At 45.3% G+C, this 24,157-nt stretch carries 24 protein-coding genes and 5 tRNA genes (1 of these 29 running past the window's edge); 12 read left to right on the top strand and 17 right to left on the bottom strand.

All coding sequences use genetic code 11. The features are described 5' to 3' along the window. Window positions 1–12: 12 nt before the first annotated feature. Window positions 13–369, bottom strand: a complete 357-nt coding sequence (locus MHH76_RS01235) for a DUF4870 domain-containing protein (RefSeq protein ID WP_025810874.1) — start codon at window positions 367–369, stop codon at window positions 13–15. A 159-nt stretch (window positions 370–528) separates the two neighbouring features. Between MHH76_RS01235 and MHH76_RS01230 the strand changes: the two genes are divergently transcribed. Genes MHH76_RS01230 through MHH76_RS01220 form a run of 3 tightly spaced genes read left to right on the top strand, consistent with a single transcriptional unit; the run spans window position 529 to window position 2,376 of the window. Further along, entirely contained in the window at window positions 529–906 is a 378-nt protein-coding gene (locus MHH76_RS01230; protein ID WP_023857690.1) for a GntR family transcriptional regulator, read from the top strand. After that, on the top strand, window positions 906–1,787 hold the full coding sequence (locus MHH76_RS01225) for an ABC transporter ATP-binding protein (RefSeq protein ID WP_035337445.1): 882 nt from the start codon (window positions 906–908) through the stop codon (window positions 1,785–1,787). Before MHH76_RS01230 ends, MHH76_RS01225 begins: the two co-directional genes overlap by 1 nt. Then, complete coding sequence (locus tag MHH76_RS01220) at window positions 1,768–2,376, top strand: ABC-2 transporter permease (protein ID WP_035337447.1); 609 nt, start codon at window positions 1,768–1,770, stop codon at window positions 2,374–2,376. Before MHH76_RS01225 ends, MHH76_RS01220 begins: the two co-directional genes overlap by 20 nt. A 139-nt stretch (window positions 2,377–2,515) precedes the next feature. Here the strand turns inward: MHH76_RS01220 and MHH76_RS01215 are convergent, their stop codons facing one another. The 13 genes from MHH76_RS01215 to MHH76_RS01155 all read right to left on the bottom strand — a co-directional run bounded on the left by MHH76_RS01215 (window position 2,516) and on the right by MHH76_RS01155 (window position 11,909). Continuing rightward, a complete protein-coding gene (locus MHH76_RS01215) occupies window positions 2,516–2,836 on the bottom strand; it encodes a hypothetical protein (protein WP_025810876.1) in 321 nt (106 codons plus the stop codon). A 149-nt stretch (window positions 2,837–2,985) separates the two neighbouring features. After that, window positions 2,986–4,788, bottom strand: coding sequence for a glutamine--fructose-6-phosphate transaminase (isomerizing) (glmS, locus tag MHH76_RS01210; protein WP_023857686.1), 1,803 nt, complete (start codon window positions 4,786–4,788; stop codon window positions 2,986–2,988). A 441-nt stretch (window positions 4,789–5,229) separates the two neighbouring features. Continuing rightward, window positions 5,230–6,576, bottom strand: a complete 1,347-nt coding sequence (gene glmM / locus MHH76_RS01205; RefSeq protein WP_041817137.1) for a phosphoglucosamine mutase — start codon at window positions 6,574–6,576, stop codon at window positions 5,230–5,232. 20 nt (window positions 6,577–6,596) lie between these two features. Continuing rightward, a complete protein-coding gene (locus MHH76_RS01200; protein WP_020449921.1) occupies window positions 6,597–7,913 on the bottom strand; it encodes a YbbR-like domain-containing protein in 1,317 nt (438 codons plus the stop codon). Then, window positions 7,906–8,727 (bottom strand): diadenylate cyclase CdaA, encoded by an 822-nt coding sequence (gene cdaA, locus MHH76_RS01195; protein WP_003178443.1) that lies wholly within the window; start codon window positions 8,725–8,727, stop codon window positions 7,906–7,908. The genes MHH76_RS01200 and cdaA overlap by 8 nt, the downstream gene beginning before the upstream one ends. A gap of 165 nt (window positions 8,728–8,892) precedes the next feature. Continuing rightward, window positions 8,893–9,513: an anti-sigma-W factor RsiW gene (gene rsiW / locus MHH76_RS01190; RefSeq protein ID WP_020449920.1), complete on the bottom strand. Its 621-nt coding sequence runs from the start codon at window positions 9,511–9,513 to the stop codon at window positions 8,893–8,895. A gap of 13 nt (window positions 9,514–9,526) precedes the next feature. After that, window positions 9,527–10,090, bottom strand: coding sequence for an RNA polymerase sigma factor SigW (gene sigW / locus MHH76_RS01185; RefSeq protein ID WP_003178438.1), 564 nt, complete (start codon window positions 10,088–10,090; stop codon window positions 9,527–9,529). Window positions 10,091–10,314: 224 nt separating this feature from the next. Next, entirely contained in the window at window positions 10,315–11,229 is a 915-nt protein-coding gene (gene rocF / locus MHH76_RS01180; protein WP_020449919.1) for an arginase, read from the bottom strand. Window positions 11,230–11,354: 125 nt separating this feature from the next. After that, window positions 11,355–11,426: transfer RNA gene (locus MHH76_RS01175), tRNA-Gln, on the bottom strand. Window positions 11,427–11,430: 4 nt separating this feature from the next. Continuing rightward, window positions 11,431–11,515, bottom strand: a tRNA-Tyr gene (locus MHH76_RS01170). 8 nt (window positions 11,516–11,523) lie between these two features. Beyond that, window positions 11,524–11,596: transfer RNA gene (locus MHH76_RS01165), tRNA-Thr, on the bottom strand. A gap of 59 nt (window positions 11,597–11,655) precedes the next feature. Further along, a tRNA-Val gene (locus MHH76_RS01160) sits at window positions 11,656–11,731 on the bottom strand. A gap of 103 nt (window positions 11,732–11,834) precedes the next feature. Next, window positions 11,835–11,909 (bottom strand) — tRNA-Glu (locus MHH76_RS01155). Window positions 11,910–12,093: 184 nt separating this feature from the next. On the opposite strand from MHH76_RS01155, the gene MHH76_RS01150 reads away from it, so the two are divergent. The 8 genes from MHH76_RS01150 (at window position 12,094) to MHH76_RS01115 (ending at window position 21,477) form a co-directional block, all read left to right on the top strand. Then, window positions 12,094–12,546: a DUF523 domain-containing protein gene (locus tag MHH76_RS01150; protein ID WP_020449918.1), complete on the top strand. Its 453-nt coding sequence runs from the start codon at window positions 12,094–12,096 to the stop codon at window positions 12,544–12,546. A gap of 174 nt (window positions 12,547–12,720) precedes the next feature. Continuing rightward, window positions 12,721–13,638 (top strand): N-acetylmuramic acid 6-phosphate etherase, encoded by a 918-nt coding sequence (murQ, locus tag MHH76_RS01145; protein WP_020449917.1) that lies wholly within the window; start codon window positions 12,721–12,723, stop codon window positions 13,636–13,638. 18 nt (window positions 13,639–13,656) lie between these two features. Beyond that, a complete protein-coding gene (locus tag MHH76_RS01140; RefSeq protein ID WP_020449916.1) occupies window positions 13,657–14,514 on the top strand; it encodes a MurR/RpiR family transcriptional regulator in 858 nt (285 codons plus the stop codon). 16 nt (window positions 14,515–14,530) lie between these two features. After that, the gene (locus tag MHH76_RS01135; protein ID WP_020449915.1) at window positions 14,531–15,898 is read left to right on the top strand and encodes a PTS transporter subunit EIIC; all 1,368 of its coding nucleotides are present in this window, start codon (window positions 14,531–14,533) and stop codon (window positions 15,896–15,898) included. 66 nt (window positions 15,899–15,964) lie between these two features. Continuing rightward, window positions 15,965–17,314, top strand: coding sequence for a penicillin binding protein PBP4B (gene pbp4b, locus MHH76_RS01130; RefSeq protein WP_020449914.1), 1,350 nt, complete (start codon window positions 15,965–15,967; stop codon window positions 17,312–17,314). A 14-nt stretch (window positions 17,315–17,328) separates the two neighbouring features. Beyond that, window positions 17,329–19,260, top strand: coding sequence for a glycoside hydrolase family 3 protein (locus MHH76_RS01125; protein WP_043054017.1), 1,932 nt, complete (start codon window positions 17,329–17,331; stop codon window positions 19,258–19,260). Next, complete coding sequence (locus MHH76_RS01120; RefSeq protein WP_020449912.1) at window positions 19,260–20,489, top strand: DUF1343 domain-containing protein; 1,230 nt, start codon at window positions 19,260–19,262, stop codon at window positions 20,487–20,489. The genes MHH76_RS01125 and MHH76_RS01120 overlap by 1 nt, the downstream gene beginning before the upstream one ends. Window positions 20,490–20,607: 118 nt before the next feature. After that, complete coding sequence (locus tag MHH76_RS01115; protein WP_020449911.1) at window positions 20,608–21,477, top strand: PhzF family phenazine biosynthesis protein; 870 nt, start codon at window positions 20,608–20,610, stop codon at window positions 21,475–21,477. Window positions 21,478–21,506: 29 nt separating this feature from the next. Here MHH76_RS01115 and MHH76_RS01110 read toward each other — a convergent pair whose 3' ends face one another. From MHH76_RS01110 to MHH76_RS01100, 3 genes are all read right to left on the bottom strand, one after another. Further along, window positions 21,507–21,920 carry a DUF5391 family protein gene (locus MHH76_RS01110; RefSeq protein ID WP_020449910.1) on the bottom strand — a complete coding sequence of 138 codons (414 nt, stop codon included), beginning with the start codon at window positions 21,918–21,920 and terminating at the stop codon, window positions 21,507–21,509. 34 nt (window positions 21,921–21,954) lie between these two features. Then, the gene (locus MHH76_RS01105; RefSeq protein ID WP_095292699.1) at window positions 21,955–22,896 is read right to left on the bottom strand and encodes a bile acid:sodium symporter family protein; all 942 of its coding nucleotides are present in this window, start codon (window positions 22,894–22,896) and stop codon (window positions 21,955–21,957) included. Between the two features lie 151 nt (window positions 22,897–23,047). Beyond that, on the bottom strand, window positions 23,048–23,269 hold the full coding sequence (locus MHH76_RS01100) for a hypothetical protein (RefSeq protein WP_020449908.1): 222 nt from the start codon (window positions 23,267–23,269) through the stop codon (window positions 23,048–23,050). A 175-nt stretch (window positions 23,270–23,444) separates the two neighbouring features. Between MHH76_RS01100 and MHH76_RS01095 the strand changes: the two genes are divergently transcribed. Then, window positions 23,445–24,157 carry the 5' portion of a serine hydrolase domain-containing protein gene (locus MHH76_RS01095; protein WP_020449907.1) on the top strand. The gene runs 457 nt beyond the window's last position, so the window shows 713 of its 1,170 coding nt (coding positions 1–713); it begins with the start codon at window positions 23,445–23,447; the stop codon falls past the right edge of the window.

Raw genomic sequence — 24,157 nt, 5'->3', positions numbered from 1 at the left:
ATTGTCAACATATTATTTGACATGCGAATACCTCTTTTCTATATTTTCATCTTTACTTTTAATGTAAGGAATGGCTGGATAATAATATGGTTTTTGAAAAGCTATTCGAATAATAGCATACATGATTATTAATGTTTCTATAGCCAATATAACGTACTTAACCCATGAAGGCAGAAAACTACCAATTACAAACAATGGGAAAATCGTCAAATGAAAGTTAAGTGCTTTGCGACTTGATTCACCGTAATATAAGTCTTTCTTTCTTGAAATTAAAAACATAATAAGGGGAGGTATAACACCAAGAATAAGTGAAATTCCAAGCATTAATTGTACTGAAAAGATTGCTTTTTTTGATGGCTCTTCATCCATTTTAGTCACCTTTCCTATCTATTCTTCAATATAAGTGTAAAAGGTGACGTGAGTAGAGTATCAAGAAAATTTCAGTACAAAAAATCGTTGCCATTCAGGCAATTTTTGTGTATATTGTACATATTGTATATATTGTGTATAAATAAAAGAGGTTTTGAAATGAAAATTATAATTTCGAATCGTTCAAAGCAACCCATTTATGAACAAATTTACACCCAAATTAAGGATCATATTCTTGCCGATGAATTGAAGCCTGGACAGCCGCTGCCTTCTATGCGCCAATTGGCAAAAGATCTAAATGTCAGCCTTATTACGTCAAAGCGCGCCTATGAAGAACTTGAGAAGAATGCCTTCATTTATTCCGTAGTCGGGAAAGGCTCTTTTGTATCAGATCAGAATAACGAAATGATGAAAGAAGGAAAAATGAAAGCAATTGAAGAGCAGTTGACAGCAGCGATAAAAAACAGCAAAGACATTGGCGTTCCCCTTACAGAATTAAAAGATTTGCTTACCATTTTATATCAGGAGGAAGAATGATGGACAATGTAATTGAACTCCGGCATGTTCATAAATCGTTCGATGGTTTTCAACTAAAGGACTTTTCAATGAATGTAAAAAAAGGTTTTGTCACCGGATTTATCGGCGGAAATGGCGTGGGGAAATCGACAACGATTAAACTGATCATGAACTTATTGCAGCCTGACAGCGGAACGATTACGGTATTTGGCTTGAATTACAAGGAGCATGAGAAAGAAATCAAACAACGAATTGGCTTTGTATTTGATTCGAACATATTTTATGAACATTTAACATTGACTGAAATGAAAGATATTGTGAAAAGATCCTATGTCAATTGGGATGAACAAGTATTCAATGATTATGTGAACACATTTAACTTGCCGCTCACTAAAAAAATCAAGACGTTCTCAAAAGGGATGATGATGAAAGCATCATTAGCCGTCGCTTTGTCCCATCATGCGGAACTAATTATTATGGATGAACCGACGGCCGGACTGGACCCGATTTTCCGCCGTGAGCTGTTGGAAATCTTGCATCAGCTCATGCAAGATGGGGATAAGACGATCTTTTTTTCAACTCATATAACAACTGATTTAGATAAGATTGCAGATTATATCACGTTCATTCATAAAGGAGAGCATATCTTTACAAAGGACTTTTACGAGATTGAAGAACAATATGCAATTGTAAAAGGCGGCATGGAGTTGTTAGACCGGGAGACCGAACAGGAGTTTATAGCGGTTCGAAAATCAACTCATGGATTTGAAGCATTGACTGCGAATAAATCACGAACAGAAAACCTTTTTGGGGATATGGTGTTAATTGAAAAACCGACTCTGGAAGATATTATGTTTTATACGAAGAAAGGAGCTAAAGAGCATGTTCAACTTAATACGTAAGGACATTGTCTTGCAGAAAAAAACATTGGCAGTTTTATTTTTGGGGTTATGTGTTTATTTAACATTAGACGTTTCTCCCATCTGGGTTGGAATTGCATTTAGTATTGCTATTTTTATGAATGCCATGTCAATAGATGAAAAGTCTTCTATACATATGCTTCTCAATTCTTTGCCTTATACACGAAAAGAGATTGTCAGTTCAAAGTATATTGTCGTCGTTCTCTTTACATCTATGGTGGCTGCAGCCATATTGATCGTAAACTTTATCATTCACCGGGAACTTACGATCTGGAAAGACATTTTGCTAATGGTCGCCATTGTGATGACAGCTGCTTCATTCATGCTGCCATTCTGTTATAAATTCAAAAGTAACTATTTGTTGATTGCTTCTATTGTTGCATTTGGCTTGTATATGCTAACGGTCAATTTTGTTGTCCAAAATTTGAACGATCAAATTAGAGAGTTGATTCACATGCTGCTATCCTTACAAAATGCTCTGCTGTATCTGATCGTTGCCATATCAATTATTACGCTATACGGGTGTTCATGGCTTCTGTCGATTCGGATTTATAGAAATAAGGTGTTTTAAAAAGGATGAGGCTTTTTCTTTCATTGACACCGCTTCATGTTCATCTGCGGATAAAAAACTGCACCGTCACACTTTTCGTCAGGTTGTTACGGTGCAGCGTATGATGGCGATGATGCAGACCAAAGCTGCTTGCAACCGCCTATTCCTGCTCAATAAACGAATACTTTTCTGGATCAGCCAATACATAAAAAAGTCCGAAGAACATCTTCCATCCACGAACCGGACTTCCGCATCTAAACTTTAAAGCTTCTCCTTCATCTAACGTAAACCTCAAAGTTTGGCTTACACACCAATCAATTTTCACTTGGATCTCATGTTCGCCAGGCTCCAAATCAATTCGCAGCCTCCCGCCATCTTTGATTTTCCCAGCCTCGACACCATCAATCAGCACTGAGAATTTTCTCATTTTATTCATCAACTGCGATGTTCTGTTGACTTCAATGTACGTCTCGTTGTTCATGGTTACACATCCTTTCAATTATAATCTAGCGCACTTTCAGACTACCAGAGTTCGATTTTTGATAAGACTTATTTCTCTTTCAAACACAAAAATACCCCTCCAGATCATCCAATCCAAGAGGGGTACAAACTATTATTTCAAACGTCGCCTTACTCCACCGTCACACTCTTCGCCAAGTTCCGTGGCTTATCAACGTCACAGCCGCGGTGCAGCGCTGCGTAGTATGCGATTAGCTGCAGCGGGATGACGGAGACGAGCGGTGCGAGCTCCGGATGCACTTCAGGCAGGACGAAGCGGTCGTCTGCTTCTTCCAGGCCTTTCAAGGAGATCACGCAAGGGTTGGCGCCGCGGGCTGTCACTTCTTTGACATTTCCACGGATGCTTAAATTGACGTGCTCCTGTGTCGCAAGGGCAATGACTGGTGTGCCGTCTTCGATCAATGCGATTGTACCGTGCTTCAATTCACCGCCGGCGAAGCCTTCAGCTTGAATGTAAGAAATCTCTTTCAGCTTCAGGGATCCTTCGAGGCAGACGAAATAGTCGAGGCCGCGGCCGATGAAGAAAGCATTGCGTGTTACTGTCAAATATTCGCGCGCGATCATTTCCATTTCGTCTTTCTGGTCGCAAAGGGCTTCCATCGCGTTTCCGATGATGCCGAGCTCTTTAACAAGATCAAAGCCGAGTGCTTTGCCGCGGGTTTCCGCAGTCACAGCTGCCAAAATAGCGAGAACTGCGATTTGCGCCGTATATGCTTTTGTTGACGCTACCGCGATTTCCGGGCCGGCATTCAGTAAAAGCGTGTAGTCCGCTTCACGGGAGAGCGTGGATCCCGGTACGTTGGTCAATGTCAGCGCTTTGTGTCCGAGCTTTTTCACCTGTACGAGAACCGCGCGGCTGTCAGCCGTTTCTCCGCTTTGAGAAATAAAGATAAACAGCGGCTTCTCAGAAAGCAATGGCATATTGTAAGAGAATTCGCTTGCGACATGGACTTCAGCCGGAACTTTCGCCCATGTTTCGATAAATTGTTTGCCGACAAGACCGGCATGATAGCTCGTTCCGCAGGCGATGATATAGACGCGATCCGCTTCTGCAACAGCATTTGCAATGTCTCCAGGAATGGAAAGCTTGCCGTTTTCATCTTGGTACGTCTGAATGATTTTCCGCATGACAAGCGGCTGTTCATCGATTTCTTTTAACATGTAGTGAGGGTATGTGCCTTTTTCGATATCGCTCGCATCAAGCTCTGCAATATATGAGGCACGTGACATCAATTCTCCGTCAAGGTTTTTAATCACAACTTTTTTGTCTGTGACAATCACCATTTCTTTATCCATAAGCTCCACGTATTCGTTTGTCACTTGAAGCATCGCCATCGCGTCAGACGCGATCACATTGAAATTGTCTCCAAGGCCGACAAGAAGCGGGCTTTTATTTTTCGCAACATAGATTGTTTCTTTGTTTTCATGATCGAATAATGCAATCGCATAAGAGCCTTTGAGCAGCATAAGCGTTTGGCGGAACGCTTCTTCCGTGTCAAGACCGTTATTGACGAATTGCTCGATCACTTGAACGACAACCTCTGTATCCGTATCACTTTTAAGGGTTACATCTTGTAAATATTCGCGCGTCAGCTGAACATAGTTTTCGATGACGCCGTTATGAACAAGTGTAAATCGGCCTGATGCGCTTTGATGCGGGTGAGCGTTTAGACGGCTCGGTTCCCCGTGAGTCGCCCAGCGTGTGTGTCCGATTCCCGCTTGCGATATCACATTTGCATCAACGACTTCGCGAAGATCGGCAATCCGTCCTTTTTCTTTAAACACGTGTACGCCGTCTTCGTTCGCTACAGCGATTCCAGCTGAATCGTAGCCGCGATACTCCAGCTTTTCCAAACCTTTAAGTAAAATTTCCTTTGCATCAAGCTGGCCAATATAACCTACAATACCACACATAATTTTCTTCCTCCTAAAGTCGCAGGCAGGAGACGAAGAAAGTCTGCTTATCAGGCGGGGACATTCTTCGTCCCCTCCTACATGTTTTTTATGGAAGATCATGCGATTTCCCTTTGTTCAAAGAGTCGCCTCTTTGGTTTGAGGAAATCCTTGCGGCTGTGATCTTGTGGTCAGCCGGGAGGCATCCGCCGAAAATTCGATAAACCTCCATCCTCGTCAACTAAGCTGTTTCATCCGCACGCTTAGTCCGGGCGCTATAACTATAAAAAATGGTTCTGCCCTGCCTTTCCTTTTAAATTAAACAAGACAAGCTGATTTTACTATACACTAAAGGAACCGTCAAACATTTTTCAAAATGGTTCACATTTTTTCCAAGATTGAACGGTTCCCTTTATCTTATGTCAAATCAGCATGTCTCGTTCGTCAGTCTTCTGCGGAAAATCACTCCGCTCCCATTTCAGCTTTCACGACATCTGCAATGCGGCCTACGTATTTCTCGCAAAGCTCCTTCGTTTTCGCCTCAGCCATAACACGGACAAGCGGCTCGGTGCCGGACGGGCGCACAAGGATGCGGCCGTCACCGTTCATTTCCTTTTCGACTTCTTCGATGACCGCTTTTACCTTTTCGTTCTCCGTCACTTTATGTTTATCGGTTACTTTCACGTTCAAGAGGAGCTGCGGAAACTTCTGCATCTCTGCCGCAAGCTCTGACAAAGGCTTGCCTGTCATTTTGATCGTGTTCATCAGCATGATCGCAGAAAGCAGGCCGTCGCCTGTTGTATTGTAATCAAGGAAAATCAGGTGTCCCGACTGTTCTCCGCCGAAAGTAAACCCGTCCTTTTTCATCGCTTCCACTACATAGCGGTCGCCGACCGCTGTCTGAACGCTTTTAATGCCTTCCGCTTCAAGCGCTTTGTAAAAGCCGAGGTTGCTCATCACCGTAGAGACAACTGTATTGTCCGCCAGGCGCCCCTCGCTCTTCAAGTACTTCGCGCATATGTACATGATTTGATCGCCGTCTACGATATTCCCCTTTTCGTCGACAGCGATTAAGCGGTCGCCATCCCCGTCAAACGCCATGCCGACGTCAGCTCCCTTTTCTTTCACAAATTCGGCCAGGGCTTCAGGGTGGGTCGAGCCGACTCCATCATTGATGTTTAATCCATTCGGAGAAGTCCCCATCGTCGATACATCTGCGTCAAGATCAGCAAACAGGTGGGTCGCCAGCGAAGATGTCGCCCCGTGCGCACAGTCAAGCGCGACATGGATACCTGTGAAGTCTTCATCAGCAGACTGCTTAAGAAACTGCAAATATTTCTGTCCGCCTTCAAAGTAGTCGTTCACCATACCCAGATCAGCGCCTACAGGCCTTGGCAGGTGATCTTCAGGCTGATCCATCAGACGCTCGATTTCAAGCTCCTGCTCATCGGAAAGCTTAAATCCGTCGCCGCCGAAAAACTTAATTCCGTTGTCCTCGACAGGGTTGTGGGAAGCTGAAATCATCACCCCCGCTTCCGCGTCCATAGCCTTCGTCAAATATGCGACGCCGGGCGTCGAAATCACGCCGAGACGCATGACTTCTGCTCCTATCGAAAGAAGGCCTGCAACAAGGGCACCTTCCAGCATATGCCCGGAAATGCGCGTATCACGGCCGATCAGCACCTTGGGGCGCTCCTTATCTTTTGTTAGGACATATCCGCCAAAGCGTCCGACTTTAAAGGCCAGCTCGGGTGTAAGTTCACTGTTTGCTACGCCTCTTACACCGTCTGTACCAAAATACTTGCCCATTAATATCGCTCCTTTTTGATTCATGAAGGTTGTGAATCCTTTTCAGAATGATTCTCTTCTTCTTCATCCTGACCATTATTTTTTTCGTTTTGGGTTGTTTGAGATGAGATTTTCACTCGAATGCTCTGCCGCGGCAGCGACCATGTCATGTTCTGCGGTCCGTTTACTTCCAGCTTCACGTTATGCTCGCCGTCATCGAGATCCGCCACATTGACATAGAGCTCGACGTCGGAAGGCTGGAGTTTTTCGATCGCGGCTGTCGAGCCCTTTGCCGTGATATCCAGCTTGCCTGACTTCGGATCGAGAAATTCAAGATCCCGGCTGTCATTCAGCCCCGCGGTTTTAATTGAAACGTTCTTCAGTTTTTTCTCTTCTTCCTTGTCAACTTTCACCTTGATTTTCACTTTTTCGGGTGACACTTTTTTAGCGCCGTCCGGCACTTTAATGTTGGCTTCCAACTCAGTGTCATCTTTCATTTTACTTAAATCAACCTCATCGGCCTCGACAAATTCTAACGAATCAAGAACATTTTGCGGCCCGTAGACGGTTACTTCTCCCGGACTGATATCAAGGCTGGAAATGCTGATACCGTCCGGAAGGCTCCCTTTCCGGTCAACTTTGACGGGAATCTTTTTGCTGGGGCTTGTCACGGGAACGGTGATTTTAACGACGGATGGACTGACTTCAACCGGAAGAACATTTCCGTCCCTGTCGTACACTGTTAGCTTGGCTTCTTTTTCAACCGTCTGGTCGACGCCCTCTAAATTGATCGTCGCCTTGATGTTTTGGATTCTGTCGATCACGGCTTTTGAGCCGGTGACGCTGACGTTTTTCGGGTTGATAATCGGCAGCTCCGGCGTGTAGCCGTCTTTCATTTTGTTTTTATTATAAAAATCAACCTCGACCGGGAATTCCTTCGTCGTTTTTTCTTCGATGGTCACGGTTGTCACCGATGGATTGATGGTCAGAGTGAGGCCTTCGGCAACATTTCTGGCCTTCAGCTCGACTTTGTGCCTGCCTGTTTTCAGATGCTGCATATCGGCATAAATCTCAAAATCCTTCACTTGTCTGACCTTCTTGACGGTTCCTGTCGGGCCTTTAATCGTGACATTCACCGTCTGCGGCACGCCTGTTACGACGTAGTTTTCATCATCATAAAACGATTTGACCGGTATATCGGTGAGCGTCGCTTCGTCTGTCGTCGATGTCGGGAAAAACGATTCACCTGGTTTCTTCGGAGTCGGCGCTTGAGCGCTGTGGACCGCAAAGTAAAGAAGAAACGCGAATAATAATGCGACTACTTTGACAGCCCAGGGATTGTTTAAGAACTTATCCATTTTTCTTCGCCCTCCAATACCAGCGATTTGAGGAAGTTTCTCGCGAATTTTTCTTGAATTCCGCTTCAAGCATGTTTTTCAATGCCTCTTCCGATAAATCACGGTGAAGGTCTCCGTTTTTGGCGACGCTGATGCCGCCCGTTTCTTCGGATACGACAACCGTCAGACTGTCGGTCACTTCACTGATTCCCACTGCTGCTCTGTGCCTCGTCCCAAGCTCTTTTGAAATAAAAGGGCTTTCAGAAAGCGGAAGGTAGCAGGCGGCTGCAGCAACCTCATCATTTTTCATAATTACGGCGCCGTCATGAAGCGGTGTATTCGGAATAAAGATGTTGATCAATAGCTCGGAGCTGACCTTTGCATTTAAAGGGATCCCCGTTTCTATGTAATCGCCCATTCCCGTCTCCCGTTCAATCGTCAGAAGCGCGCCAATCCGGCGTTTCGCCATATATTTAATCGCTTTTGTAATTGCATCAATCGTTTTCTGCTGCTGCTCTTCCTCAGGTGTTCCGCTCCTCGAAAAAAAGCGCCCCCGCCCCAGCTGTTCCAGCGCTCTCCTCAATTCAGGCTGGAAGATAATAATGATCGCCAGGAACCCCCATGTGATCGCCTGGTCAACCAGCCACTGCAGGGTGCTTAATCCTAAATATTGACTGGCCAGCCTGACGAGAACAATGACCACGATTCCCTTTAAAAGCTGAACCGCCTTTGTCCCGCGGATGACCATCATTAATTTATATATTACGTACCAAACAAGGAGAATATCAACGGCATCGCCGAGGTACTGCAAGAAAGGGATATCCTCAAAAGCCATTTCCTCGTCCTCCAAGAATTCAGTCATTAGTAAGGTTAATATGTTTCAAAATGGTATGATCTATTATTTTTACATATACAGAGGCTATTATAGCACAAATTGATTTTCCAAGTGAAATGGCGGCCCCTCATAAAAAAAGAGCAAAGCTCATTCGCCCGCTTTGCTCTATTCTTTAGACTCCTTCATGCCCAAAACCGATTTTCCGGTCGATTTGATCTTATACCACATCCAGTCGAACATCTCGTTGATCTCATGGATCTGACCGGTGACTTGTCCTGCTGAAGCCGTATATTTTTCGCCATTAACAATCGTGACATCGCCGTCGACTTTGCCCTCTATAATCAGCTTTCCGTTTTTCACGGTCACATCGCCTTTGACAACTTCGCCTTCAGGTACGATGACCGTGTTGTTTTTTACTACGAGATTGGGCTGGCTGGATACGCTGAAATCCTGATCGTTTTTCCAGCTGGAGAAAAAGCTGCCGCCCATCAAAATTGTAAATAAAGCTGCCGCCACTAAAAACGGATGGGCTTTAAGCCACCTGTTGATCGATGCCGTCCGCTTTTCCTTCGGCAGGTTCGCCAGCACATCGGCTGTAAAGTTCGCCGGAGCTGTAAGATGCGACGTGCTCTGGACAAGAGCGATGGATTTTTCCATTTCATGAAGGTGCTTTTTGCAGCCTTCACATGATTGGAGGTGCTCTTTTAATTGCGATTCATCTTCCGGTAGTATGTCTCCGTCAAGGTATTTATGCATAAGCTGAACAATATCCTCCGGACAGCTCATTTCATCACCCCACTTAAAGATCCCTTAATTGTTTTCTGAGAGCCTCTCTGCCCCTGTGTATCCTCGTTTTTACCGTACCTACGGGAATATTAAGGATTTCACTGATCTCAATGAGTGAGAGCTCATCAATGTACTTTAATACGATGACCGTCCTGTATTTATCGGGAAGCCTTAAGATTTTTTCCTGGATGGTGCTGTGCAGCTCCAAAGAAACCACTTCATCCTCTGGAAGCGCAACATCCGCCGCAACCTGGGAATACATCGTCAGTCCTTCAGTCCCCGCCACCTCTGCATCCAAGTAATAGTCCGGCTTTTTTTTACGGATACGATCGATGGTCAAATTGGTTGCGATTCGATAAAGCCATGTGGAAAATTTCCGGTTGATATCAAAACTGTCGATATTCACGTATGCTCTGATAAACGCTTCCTGCGCAATATCTTCCGCCTCATGCGCATTGCCGAGCATACGGTAGCAAAGCTGATAAATTTTGTCTTTGTAAATATCCACAATGTCTGCAAATGCGTTACGATCGCCTTTTTTCACCTGTTTGATTCTTTTTTTAATCATTGTTTCCATATTTATCTAACCTCTGCCTTCACCGGTCTTTATGTATACGAATTGATTTTTATAAGGTTTCATTAAATTCATAAAAATAGTTTATCAAATTTTTGGCAGGGTGTAGATGCTTTGACAGGGATCATGCGCTTAATATTAGCTTAAAATTATTATACAACCTAAATATTATGAAGTTGAGACTTCTTCATAAAAAAAAGCAGCCAGAGGCCGCTCTTCAACCGTATTTATAGCAGCTTTTCGCCAAACAGCGACCCCATTAAGGCGACAGCCGCTTCCGCCGTCCTGTTTTTCTCATCCAATATCGGGTTGACTTCGACAAACTCAGCGGAAGTAATCAGCTTCGATTCCTCCAGCATTTCCATCGCCAGGTGGCTTTCCCTGTAACTGATGCCTCCCGCTACCGGGGTTCCGACACCCGGCGCATCGTTCGGATCAAGCGCGTCTAAATCGAGTGACAGATGGACACCGTCCGTTCTGCCGCGCAAATAGTCTATCGTTTCTTCCATCACCCTCGTCATGCCGAGGCGGTCGATTTCATGCATTGTATACACTTTGATCCCTTTGTCGCGAATCAATTCTTTTTCCCCGTCATCAAGTGACCTCGCACCGATGATGACGATGTTCTCCGCTTTAATTTTCGTTTCTTTTCCATAGATGCCTGTCAGCCCTTCATGGCCGATCCCCAGGCTGATGGCGAGCGGCATGCCGTGAATATTGCCTGAAGGAGACGTTTCTTTCGTATTTAAATCAGCATGGGCATCATACCAGATCACACCCAGGTTTTGATAATGCTTCACAAGGCCGGCAAGCGTTCCGATCGCAATGCTGTGGTCACCGCCCAGCACGAGCGGAAAAGCACCTGAAGCCACGATCTTATCAACGGTCTCAGCAAGTTTTGCACTTGCCTTTGTAATCGCTTTCAAGTTTCTCAGCTCTTCAGCTGCCGGCTCCCCGCCTTCTTTCTCATCCTCTCTTTGCCCGATCGTCATATCGCCGAGGTCTTCAATATCCTGACAAAGGCTTTCTAACCTTTCATTAACACCGGCACAGCGAATCGCGCTCGGTCCCATATCAACTCCCCGCCTCAGCTGACCGAGATCCATCGGTACGCCGATCATAGAAATCTGCTGTTTTAACATATGATATCCCCCTTTCAGACCTTCATTGTACCTTCCAATTCAGAATTGACTCAACAAGACATTTTTTTGAATAGTTATACAAAAAAGACAAAATAAAAAGGACATCCAAACAGGATGTCCAAAAACTGGGCTAGCTGGATTCGAACCAGCGCATGACGGAGTCAAAGTCCGTTGCCTTACCGCTTGGCTATAGCCCAAAAATGGTGGAGGGGGACGGATTCGAACCGCCGAACCCTGAGGGAGCGGATTTACAGTCCGCCGCGTTTAGCCACTTCGCTACCCCTCCAAAAACAGTGCCGGCCAGAGGACTTGAACCCCCAACCTACTGATTACAAGTCAGTTGCTCTACCAATTGAGCTAGACCGGCATGATACGGTATCTTATGCAGTTACCGGCGCGGTTGTGACAAAAACCGATCCGAAAAAATGGTGGAGGATGACGGGATCGAACCGCCGACCCTCTGCTTGTAAGGCAGATGCTCTCCCAGCTGAGCTAATCCTCCGCAGTACAGGACGTACAAGTGCGCGTTGCAACAGGACGTTGCGACCTTAGCATGCCTTCCTTTTAAAAATTCCGGCATTCGCAGCGTGCTGTCCAAAAAAGAATGGTGACCCGTACGGGATTCGAACCCGTGTTACCGCCGTGAAAGGGCGGTGTCTTAACCACTTGACCAACGGGCCATCATCGTGTTTCAAGCAGCTCTCGTAAAGCTGACAAAAGTTATTATATACAGGTTCCTCCCCATTTGTAAAGGGGTAAATTAAAATTTTTATTTTCAAATTTTTTATTCATAAACATTGAGAAAAACGCAGAAATTTTGTTTAAAATAGGGCTATCTGATGTGCAAGAGAGGGGACGCGAAAAATGATACTGGTAAGTTCATGTCTGGCCGGGGTGGAATGCCGCTATAACGGATCGCACAGCTATGTGGGGAAAATCAATAAGCTTGTTGAAGAAAAAAAAGCGGTGATTGCTTGTCCCGAGCTGCTCGGCGGATTTCAAACGCCAAGGGAACCGGCCGAAATTATAGGCGGGTCGGGAGAAGACGTTTTAGACGGCAGGGCGGTGATCAAGACACAATCCGGAAAAGACGTAACAGGCCTGTATATAAAAGGAGCTTATCTAACATTGGAGATGGCAAGGCAAATCAAGGCTGATACGATCGTGTTGAAGGAAAACAGCCCGTCTTGCGGTAGCGGCCATATATACGATGGAAGTTTCTCAAGCCAAAAAATAGCCGGCAACGGCGTTACGGCGGCGCTTCTGAAAAAAGAAGGCTTCCGCGTGATTTCCGAACACCAAATAGACGAGCTGTAATACCTGAACATAAGCGCAGTTCATCTGCGCTTTATTTTATGTCGGCAATCCGTTGTTTAGAACTTCATTGAAATAAAATTTTAATATTTACCTTTTGTTATTGAAATAATATTCCACCCTTAATATACTGAAAATTAAGAAATATATGCACTTCATCATCAGGAGGAGTTGTCGATGGAAAACAGCCATTTAGGTTCATTAACGACCGAACGCCGGAATGAAAGATCCAGGCGCATTCACCAGGCAAAGACGATTGATATTTTGAAAATCATCAATGATGAAGACAAAACTGTGGCCGAAGCTGTACAAGAAGTCTTACCAGAAGTTAAGACCGCCGTTGACTTCGCCGTCGGGTCGTTAAAGAAAGGGGGACGGATCATCTACATCGGTGCCGGTACAAGCGGGAGACTCGGCGTACTCGATGCAGCTGAATGCCCGCCGACGTTCAGCATATCTCCCGAGTCGGTCATTGGCATCATTGCAGGAGGAGAAAAAGCTCTGTACAAAGCCGTCGAAGGCGCTGAAGATCACGAGGCATTCGGCAGACGGGATTTATCAGCCGTTAACCTCTCAAACAATGATACCGTAATCGGAATCGCCGCCAGTGGTCGGACTCCATACGTTCTCGGCGCTTTGAAGTATGCCAGGGAAAGTGGCGCCAAGACCGTCTCACTGACATGCAACGAAAACTCGGCGATCAGCCAGGTGTCAGATCACAGCATAGAAGTGGTCGTCGGCCCTGAAGTTATTGCCGGATCGACGAGAATGAAAGCAGCAACCGCTCATAAAATGATTTTAAACATGATCTCAACGGCGGCCATGATCAAAATGGGAAAAGTCTATGAAAACCTCATGGTAGACGTAAAAGTAAGCAATGACAAATTAAAGGAGCGGGCGATTCGCATCATCCAAACGGTCACAGGTGTTCCAAAAGAAGCGGCGGCACTAGCGTTAGAAAAATCCCATAACCAAGTCAAAACCGCCATCATCATGCTGAAAACAAACGAAGATGCGGCCGCTTCCGAAAACCTGCTTGAGAAATCAGAAGGCGATATCGAAAAAGCTCTATCCATTTATGAAGACCAAGTTTAAAGAAGAAAGGAAGAAACAATGGCTGCAGGAGGATTGGAAATCATTCAGAATATGCTTCACAGATTGCCGCAATCTGAACGAAAGCTTGCCGAATACATTTTGAAAAACCCACACGAGGTCGTAAACGGCACCATTCAAGAGGTGAGCTCTTCGGCAAAGACAAGCGGGGCGGCGGCAATACGGCTCTGCAAATCTCTGGGGCTGAAAGGCTTTCAAGATTTAAAAATGAGGGTCGCCGGCGATTTAATGAAACCGTCTGATCAGGGATACCGGGATATCGAACCGCAAGAGCCGCTCCATTCAATCGTTCAAAAAACAACCAGCAATTCGATTCAGGCGATTCGCGATACCTTTGAAAACATTGACCACGAAGATCTTCAAAAAGCGATTCAAATACTGATCAACGCAGAAACGGTTCATTTTTGCGGGATCGGGGCTTCAGGAATCGTCGCACAAGATGCCCAGCAGAAATTTTTGCGCATCAATAAAAAAGCCACCGCTTTTAGTGATATGCATCTTGTCGCGACATTAATCGCCAATGCCGGCGAGAATGACGTTCTGTTTGCCATATCCCATTCAGGAGAAACGCATGAAATCGCCAATGCAGTCAGACTCGCCAAAAAACATGGCATTAAAACCATTGGACTGACGCGGTTTGGACAGTCTGCTGTCTCTTCATTAAGCGATATCGCCCTGTATACGTCATGCTCAAACGAAGCGCCGTTTCGCAGCGCCGCCACCTCCTCTCGTTTAACTCAGCTTTACATGATTGACATTCTGTTTTTAGGCATAGCCGCGGAGCGCTACGAGGACATCATTCAGTATATTGATCAAACAAAAGCGGCCATCCGCATGATGGGAATGAGCGAATTGTAAAAAAGGGGGATATAAAATGAGCGATGAGAAAAAATATGCCGGCCTGGCAAAACTGATTTTACAACACATCGGCGGCCCGTCTAACGTCGCGGATTATACCCATTGTATGACGCGCCTGCGCATCACGCCTGTCAACAGTCAAAAAACCGACATCGGCTCAATCAAAGCGCTTGAAGGCGTGATTGGCGTCGTTGAGGAGGAAACGCTTCAGATTATCCTCGGCACCGGCGTCGTACAGCACGTATCAGACGAATTCGGGAAGTTGCTTCAATCCGCGGAAGACGTTGACTTAAAACAATCCGCAGCCAAACATAAAGCTGAGATTTCCAAGAAAAACGCGACGCCTTTTAAATTGTTTCTTCGGCGGATCGCAAGCATTTTTATACCGCTGATCCCCGCTTTGGTCGCCTCAGGCTTGATTACCGGAATCACCAAAGCCGTTATCCAAGCAGGCTGGCTCGCTGAAACATCACAAACCGCCATTATTTTAACGGTAATAGGTTCAGGTTTATTTACGTATTTGGGCATCCTGGTCGGGGTCAATACGGCGAAAGAATTCGGCGGCTCCCCCGCACTCGGCGGATTAGCCGGTATTTTAATCATTAACCCGGCCGTTGGTGATATTTCGCTTTTCGGTGAAGCGCTTTTGCCGGGACGCGGCGGTTTAATCGGTATTTTATTCGCAGCTGCATTTATCGCTTTTCTCGAAAAACGGGTCAGGCGCCTTGTACCTCATTCACTCGACATCATCATCACACCTACAGTCTCCCTTCTCATCACAGGAATCGTCACTTACGTTGTCTTCATGCCTGTCGGCGGCTTGATATCTGACGCCATTACGTCAGGACTTCTCGCCATCTTAGATCTCGGCGGCATTATCGCCGGCTTTGTACTGGGGGCCACCTTCCTTCCGCTCGTCGTAACCGGACTGCACCAGGGATTGACACCCGTTCATATGGAATTAATCAATTCAATCGGCGATGACCCGTTGCTGCCGATTCTGGCTATGGGGGGCGCAGGTCAAGTAGGCGCCGCTTTTGCGATCTATTTCAAAACAAAAAAAGCAAAGCTCAAAAGAGCCATTGCCGGCGGACTGCCGTCAGGCCTGCTCGGAATCGGTGAACCGCTCATATTCGGTGTAACTCTTCCACTCGGACGTCCGTTTTTAACCGCGTGCCTCGGCGCCGGAGTAGGTGGAGCCTTTCAAGCGTATTTCAAAATCGCGACCGAATCGATAGGCGTATCAGGTCTTCCTTTGTCATTTTTAGTCCATACCCACCAAGTTCTTTTGTATATTCTCGGTTTGTTTATTTCCTATGCTGCCGGCTTTGCCTTAACATATCTCTTTGGTTTTAAAGACGATATGGCAGTTGAATTTGATTAAACGTTTGTTTAAAATTCCCACTATGCATTTTTTGACAGAAAGGAGTGAAGCAAGCTGAAAAAGTTTATGATCAGCGCTGCAGCATCGTCCCTATTGTTGCTGACATGCTTTTTCCCGCTTCAGTCATCAGCACAGACTGCAATTGCGAACGAGACAACAGGTCAGCTGACATATCCCGTATTAACGAAGGCGAAAACACCTGAAGAAGCCGGTTTTTCTTCGGAAAAGCTTAAAGTCGTGGACCGTCTGATCGAACAGGATGTCAAAGCGGGCTTTCCCGGGGCTGCCTTGATTTTGATAAAAGACGGAAAAATCGTCAAAAAAGAAGCATACGGCTACAAGCAGAAATACAACGGCCTCTCGACGCTCAAACATCCAAAAAAAATGAAAGCAAACACGATGTTTGACCTCGCCTCCAATACAAAAATGTATGCCGTCAATTTTGCCTTGCAGCATTTAGTGAGCACCGGAAAGCTTGACTTGAACAAAAACATTTCACATTATCTTTCTGATTTCAATGATCACCCGGAAGACGATGTAAAGGGAAAAAACCGGCTCCGCGTCATAGATTTGCTCCACCATCACGCAGGCTTCCCTGCAAGCTGGAACTATTACGACCCGAAAGCAGCCGGACACCTCTACTCTCAGTCACGGAGCAAAACGCTTGAATATCTTGTCAAAACCCCCTTGTCATATGAACCCGGCACAAAACAAATTTACAGTGACATCGACTATATGCTCCTCGGGCTGATCATAGAAAAAGTCACAAACGAGCGTTTAGATACCTTTGTTGAAAACCAATTTTACCGGCCTCTCGGGTTGCGGCATACTTTGTTTAATCCGCTCCAAAAGGGCTTTAAACCGCCGCATTTTGCAGCTACGGAACGAAAGGGAAACACCAGAGATGGCACCATCTTGTTTCCAAATATCAGAACTTACACGCTTCAAGGGGAAGTCCACGATGAAAAAGCGTTCTATTCAATGGAAGGCGTCTCTGGGCATGCCGGCCTTTTTTCCACCGTTGACGACGCAGCAGTGCTCCTTCAAGTCATGCTGAACGGCGGGGGTTACGGGAAACAGCATCTATTCAGCCGTTCGGTCATTTCACAATTTACTGAGCCGTCAAAAACAAATCCCACATATGGACTAGGATGGCGGCTTAACGGCAATACCGATATGGAGTGGATGTTCGGCAAGCACGCCAGCAACAAGGCATACGGCCATACCGGCTGGACGGGAACCGTCACTATCATCGATCCCGTGTATCAAATCGGCATTGTGTTGTTAACCAATAAAAAGCACTCTCCTGTCATCAACCCTAAAGAAAACCCGAATCAATTTGAAGGTGACGCATTTGCAACCGGAAAGTACGGCAGCGTCATTACAGCTATTTACGAGGCGTTACATCACCAATAGGAGGCGACCCTTATATGAAAAGATTTCTTCAATGCGCGTTGATTGCATTGCTGTTATCGTCTCTCGCTTTGCAGCCCGCCGCTCGCGAAGCAGAAGCGAAACAGCAGCCGGAACAACACCTCAAACAAATGGTCAGCAGCATGTCGCTTGAAGAGAAAATCGGACAAATGCTGATGCCTGACTTTAGAAACTGGAAGAAAAAAGGGGAATCGAACGCCAAAGGATTAACAAAAATGAATGACGAAGTCGCGGGAATCATTCAAAAATACCGGCTCGGCGGTGTCATTCTTTTTGCTGAAAATGTCACAGGCACAGAGCAGACTGTACGGTTAACGGACGGCTTGCAAAAAGCGAGTCCTGACATTCCGCTCTTTATCACGATCGATCAGGAAGGCGGGATTGTCACCAGACTTGAATCAGGCACAAACCTGCCCGGGAATATGGCAGTCGGTGCATCGCGAAGCAGCAAAAATGCCTTCAAATCAGGAAAAATCATCGGAAAAGAATTAGCATCGCTGGGCATCAACGTGAACTTCAGTCCTGTACTTGATGTCAACAACAATCCCGGCAACCCGGTCATCGGCGTTCGTTCTTTCAGTTCCAAGCCTGAGCTGACTTCAAAGCTCGGCATCCAGATGATGAAGGGCCTGCAGGACGAGCAAATGATCGCTACAGCAAAGCACTTTCCCGGACACGGCGATACAGCGGTTGACAGTCATTACGGATTGCCGCTTGTTCCGCATGATGAAAAAAGGCTGAGAAGCATTGAACTTGCGCCATTTCAAAAAGCGATCGATGCAGGGATTGACATGATCATGACAGCGCATGTCCAGTTCCCCGCCTTTGACAATACAACCTATAAAAGCAAAAAAGACGGCGAGGACATCATGGTGCCTGCAACACTTTCCAAAAAAGTCATGACAGACCTTCTCCGCAAAGACCTCGGCTTTAAGGGCGTTGTCGTAACAGACGCTTTAAATATGAAAGCCATTTCTGATAATTTCGGACAGGAGGAAGCCGTCGTCATGGCTGTCAAAGCAGGAGTCGACATCGCCCTCATGCCCGCACAAGTCACATCGCTTGAGACCGAAAAAAATCTAGCGCGTGTATTCGAAGCTCTTCTGACAGCCGTTAAAAAAGGTGAGATCCCTATCGAACAAATCGATCAGTCGGTGGAGCGAATCCTTCAATTAAAAATAAACCGCGGTATCATCGATCACACCGGCTCCGAACCGCTTCAGAAAAAAATCAAATACGCCTTGAAAACGGTCGGCAGCAACAAACACATGAAATCCGAAAGGAAAATGGCAAGAGAAAGCGTCACCATTCTTAAAAATGAAAAAAGCACCTTGCCATTCAAACCGAAAAAAGGGGATACCGTCCTCATTCTCGCCCCATACGAAGAGCAAACAGCAGCAATCGCCAAAACCATCAGCAAAATAAATAAAAACATCAAGGTCGTCGAATATCGATTTGCAGAAAAAGCGTTTGATGAAGAGATTCAAAAGAAAATTGACGAGGCCGATTATGTCATCACAGGATCATATGTAGTCAAAAACGATCCTGTTGTGAACGACGGTGTCATTGATGACAGCATTCAAGACTCAAGCAAGTTGGCAACTGCTTTTCCGCGCGCCGCCATGAAATACGCTCAGGCAAACGGGAAAAAATTTGTCTTAATGAGCTTACGAAACCCTTATGACACGGCAAATTTTGAAGAAGCCGCTGCCGTGATCGCAGTATACGGCTTTAAAGGCTATGCAAACGGGGGCTTCAGGCAGCCGAATATTCCGGCCGGAGTGGAAGTTATCTTCGGAAAGGCAAAGCCTAAAGGAACATTGCCCGTAGACATTCCTTCGGTCACACGCCCCGGAGAAACCCTTTACCCGTTCGGCTACGGGTTGAATATTAAAAACGGCAAGCCGCTTCACAAAGGAGGGTCATAATGAGAAAAAAAGCGATCTGGCTGCTTGCGGGAATGTTTGTTTTCAGTACATTAACCGCAGCAGCGGCCTTTCCGGACAAAGAAAAGAAAGCAAAGGTCTCACCGGGTATTGAAGTGATCATGAACAAGAAAAGCATATTAAAAGGAAAAAGGGTCGGTCTCATCACAAATCCAACCGGTGTCAATTCAGCATTAACAAGCAGCATCGATTTGCTTCACCAAGCCCCCGGTATTGAGCTGACCGCTCTCTATGGTCCAGAGCACGGTGTAAGGGGAGACGCTCAAGCCGGCGATAAGGTTGACTCTTATATTGATGAAAAAACCGGTCTCCCCGTCTACAGCCTTTACGGAGATACGAGAAAACCGACACCGGAGATGTTGAAAAACGTTGACGTCCTGCTATTTGACATCCAAGATGTCGGAACGCGGTTTTACACTTACATTTACACAATGGCATATGCGATGGAGGCGGCAAAAGAAAACGGCATTCCATTCATTGTTCTTGACCGGCCAAACCCGCAAAGCGGCTTAAAAGTTGAAGGACCTGTCCTTGATCCAGATTATTCTTCATTTGTCGGAATGTATCCCATCCCTTTAAAGCACGGAATGACCGCAGGAGAACTGGCAAAGCTGTTTAATGACGAATTTAACATCGGCGCCGATTTAACCATCATCAAAATGAAAGGGTGGAAGCGACAGATGTTCTTTGAAGACACTGGTCTTCCTTTCGTCCTGCCTTCCCCGAACATGCCGACGCCGGATACGGGCATCGTCTACCCGGGCACAGGTTTAATTGAAGGAACCAATATGTCAGAAGGAAGGGGCACGACAAAGCCTTTTGAATTAATTGGTGCGCCCTACATGAAAAGTACGGAACTCGCCGAAAAATTAAACGGTCTGAAGCTTCCTGGCGTCCGATTCAGAGCCGCCTCGTTCACTCCGACATTTTCAAAGCATCAAAATAAACTGTGCCACGGGGTGGAGCTTTACGTGACAAACAGGTCCGCTTTTAAGCCTGTAAATACCGGTATCGCGATCATCAAAACCGTCCATGACCTCTACCCGGACGACTTTGAGTTCCTCCCTTCAGGCAATTTCAACCGTCTGATCGGGAATGGATGGGTCAAAGCTATGATTGAACAAGGCGCTTCAATTGATGAAATCGTCAAAAAATACGAAGCAGATCAAAAACGGTTTATGAATATCAGAAAGAAGTATTTGCTTTATTAGGAAGAGCGGGATCCGCTCTTCTTTATTTTTTTAGACTGTTCAATGATTCTCATCTCATGTAAGATATGTAAAACTGCCTTTAGGGCAGGAAGGTCATTTTAAAGGGGAGAGACATCGGATGGAATTTTACCTTGTGGACGTGTTTGCAGAAACAAAATATACAGGAAACCAGCTCGCCGTTTTTAAAGCAGAAAAGAACCTATCAAGTGATAAAATGCAAAAAATAGCTAGGGAAATTAATTTTTCCGAAACAACATTTATATTAGGGAAACAGGAAAACAGCGGGTATGATGTCCGAATCTTCACCCCGGAAAAAGAAATTCCGTTTGCAGGACATCCGACGCTGGGCACAGCGTTTATCATAAAGAATGAAATCGAAACTGAACCATCTTCAAGCGTCATTTTAAATGTTCGAGCAGGCGCAATACCGGTGACGTTTGACAAAGGTGAAGATCAGATCATTTGGATGAAGCAAAATCCGCCTGTATTTAATCGAACTTTTGATAAAGAAATGATGGCAGAAGTACTCGGTATCGACACATGTGATATGGATTTGGATTTCCCGATACAAGAGGTTTCCACAGGTCTGCCAGCAGTTATCGCCCCGTTAAATTCGCTAAGTGCAGTTAAAAAATGCAAAATCAACAAGGATCGGTTTGAAGCTTTTATGAAAGAAACAGAAGCCAGTCTGCTCGTTTTTTCTACGGAAACCTATCATGAACAAAATCACATCAATACACGAGTTTTTTGCGACTGTCTCAGCGTTCCCGAAGATCCGGCAACAGGAAGCGCAATCGGGGATCTCGCAGGATATTTACTGCATCACGGTTATTTTAATCAAAATGACCTCAGCATAAGGGCTGAACAAGGGTATGAAATAAACCGGCCTTCCCTGCTTTATATTGAAGCGCACACAACGGAAAACAGCATAGAAATTCACATCGGGGGAAACGTCCACCTGATCGCAAAAGGAGCTTGGCGAACTTGAACACAACGCGGGAAAGCGGTTTTTAAATATTAGAAAGAAGCAGCCGCTGACGGCCTGCGAAAAGCGGCGACTAACCAAATCACATTCACGATCGCTGACAGAATGCAAAGGCATACGACGCCCAATAAAGCAGAAGCATATCCGCCAAAAGCGCCAATCAACATAACCACTGGAATCATGGTCAGCGTGATGATTAATCCAATTCCGCAAAGAACAGCCATTACAAACTTCATCGCATCAAACCCGGCCATATAAACAGCAAGGGGAAGGATATAAAAGAGTAAAACGGTTCCGATTGCCGCCCACATCCCCAAAGTGCCAAACTCATTAGCATGGGGGCCTGAATGAGCGGGCGGAGAAAGTGAAGCTGTGACTAATAAAGAACAAAACAAAAATGCGGAAATTAAAGTCCAAATCATCACACTTACCCTATTGGTTTTCATTGTTTTTCTCTCCTGTAAGGTTTGAGTCTGCCAACTATGAGGGCAGACTCGTTTTTTTGTCTAAATGATACGTTTTTTTCAGCTCGCTTCTTGCAAGCAAATGCCCATATAGCGCAGCCAGGATCTGCTGAAACAGCATGCCGATGACAACGGGCACCGCCACTTGCGGCGGAAAAAATCCGGTGGCCAACACAGCGCCGGCGCTAATATTCCGCATTCCTCCGGTAAAAATTAAAGCCACGATTTCCTCCTGGGGCCGTTTCATCAGCCGACCGATCAGCCAAGCTGTCATGTATCCAGTAAATGCCACCAAAAAAACCGTAACGGCTATCGTTAAAAACTTTAAATCGACGTTTTTCAGGTAAGGAGCGACAACTGAGCTGTTAATCGCCACCACGGCGGCTAACCCGATTTTCGAAAATGGAGCGCAATTTGCGCTTAAACGCGCTGTCCGCTCCGGTATTGAAAATTGATTGACGAGCATTCCTAACAAAGAAGGAATCACAATCATTCCGACTAAACCTTTCATCATACCGATTACATCCATTTCAACATGCGCCCCGGCCAGGATGGAAAGACTGAACGGAACGATGAAAGGCGAAAGAATCGTGTCCACTAAAATAATCGATAGGGTTAAGCCGATGTTTCCTTTATACATGGCAGCCCAAATCATACTCGTAATACCCGTCGGAATGACAACACCAAGGGTAAGCCCTGTAATCGTTAATGAATCTCCGCTAAACACAAGATGCCCCGTGCCCCATGCCAGAACAGGCATAAATATGTGCAAAACAAATAAAGCGAGTAGCATCGGCAAGGGATGAACCATCGCTGTTTTCAGCGACTGAAAATTTGCCCCAAGGCTGCCGGCAAATGTCATAAACGCAAAAATCCACGGCACAAGACCCGCCAGCCCATTTAAGTAATCCGCAAGCAACACCCCGCTGACAACACTTAAAGGCGTCAGTAAAGGCATAATCTTACCAAGTGTTTTATTGATCGTCTGAAGCATAGATGTAAAACGCCCGCTCTCTTTAAATCGAATTTACATTCATTATAACAAAAGATGGAATATCAAAACAGGAAGGGAATACAGAAAAGAAGACAGCAAGATGAAAGAGCAGCTTTTAGGCATAATGAGCTATGCTTCTTTTTTTATAGGGGAACACGGTTAAAATGGCCTCTATCTTAAACATTCTGAACTGCTGTTTTTGGAAGCAAAATGCTTTCACATAACCGTTTTTAATTTCTTTCACGAGAATCGCCCGTTTAGAAAAACTACTTTCTTTCATGTAAATGATTTCTACCGGAAAACCGTCTTCCATTGAACGATACAACAGCTTATTCATCGTCTCACCTCACATCTTTATTTTATACGAACATTTGTTCTTATTCAAGTGTAAACAAAATGTAAATTTTGGCATTATCCCAAACCATGTATGAAAATATTAGCATTTTGAAGAAACTTTTTAAGGGGTTATTGCGTCAGTAAATACGTCACATATAAAAGAAGGAGTACTCGCCATGGCAAGAACATACAGAACGCGAATAAAGAAAAGAAAAAAGAAGAAAACAAAAAGAAGGCTCATCATTCTTTCCTTTCTTCTTGTTTGTGCGGTAATTTATCTTGCACTTCCAAGCGGTATGCGAGATCACCAAGAAAATCAACTACAGGCAACTGAAAAAAAAGAACAGCCTGAAGCAAAGAAGAAGACAAATCAAAATGAAACAAAAAAGAACCCTATCATCACAAAAAATGATAATGCTCAATTGGATCAATATTTAAAAAGCATTGGATTCAGCGGCACAGCATTAATTGTAGAAGACGGAAACGTTGTGACAAGCAAAGGGTATTTATATGCAAACCGCGAGGAAATGGTCCCCAATACACCGGACACCGTCTTTTATGTTGGGTCATCACAAAAAGCCATTATTGCAACGGCAATTTTACAGCTTGAGGAAAAGGGATTGCTATCAGTAAATGACCCCGTTTCTAAGTATCTTCCTGACTTTCCAAACGGCTCAAAGATCACCCTTTATCATTTCTTGACACACACATCAGGGATTAGGGGGCACAAAGAAGGCCACGGATATATTTCGCCGGAAGATTTAATGAAAGATATCGAAAAACGAGGCGTAAAATACCCAACTGGGAAATGGGATTATAGAGACTCCAATTACTCGGTTCTGGCATACATTGTCTCCATGGTAAGCGGTGAACCAGTCGATCAATACAT

The organism is Bacillus sp. FSL L8-0193 (assembly GCF_037976065.1).
Classification (GTDB): Bacteria; Bacillota; Bacilli; order Bacillales; family Bacillaceae; genus Bacillus; species Bacillus paralicheniformis.
This window is presented reverse-complemented; position numbering and strand designations above follow the sequence as displayed.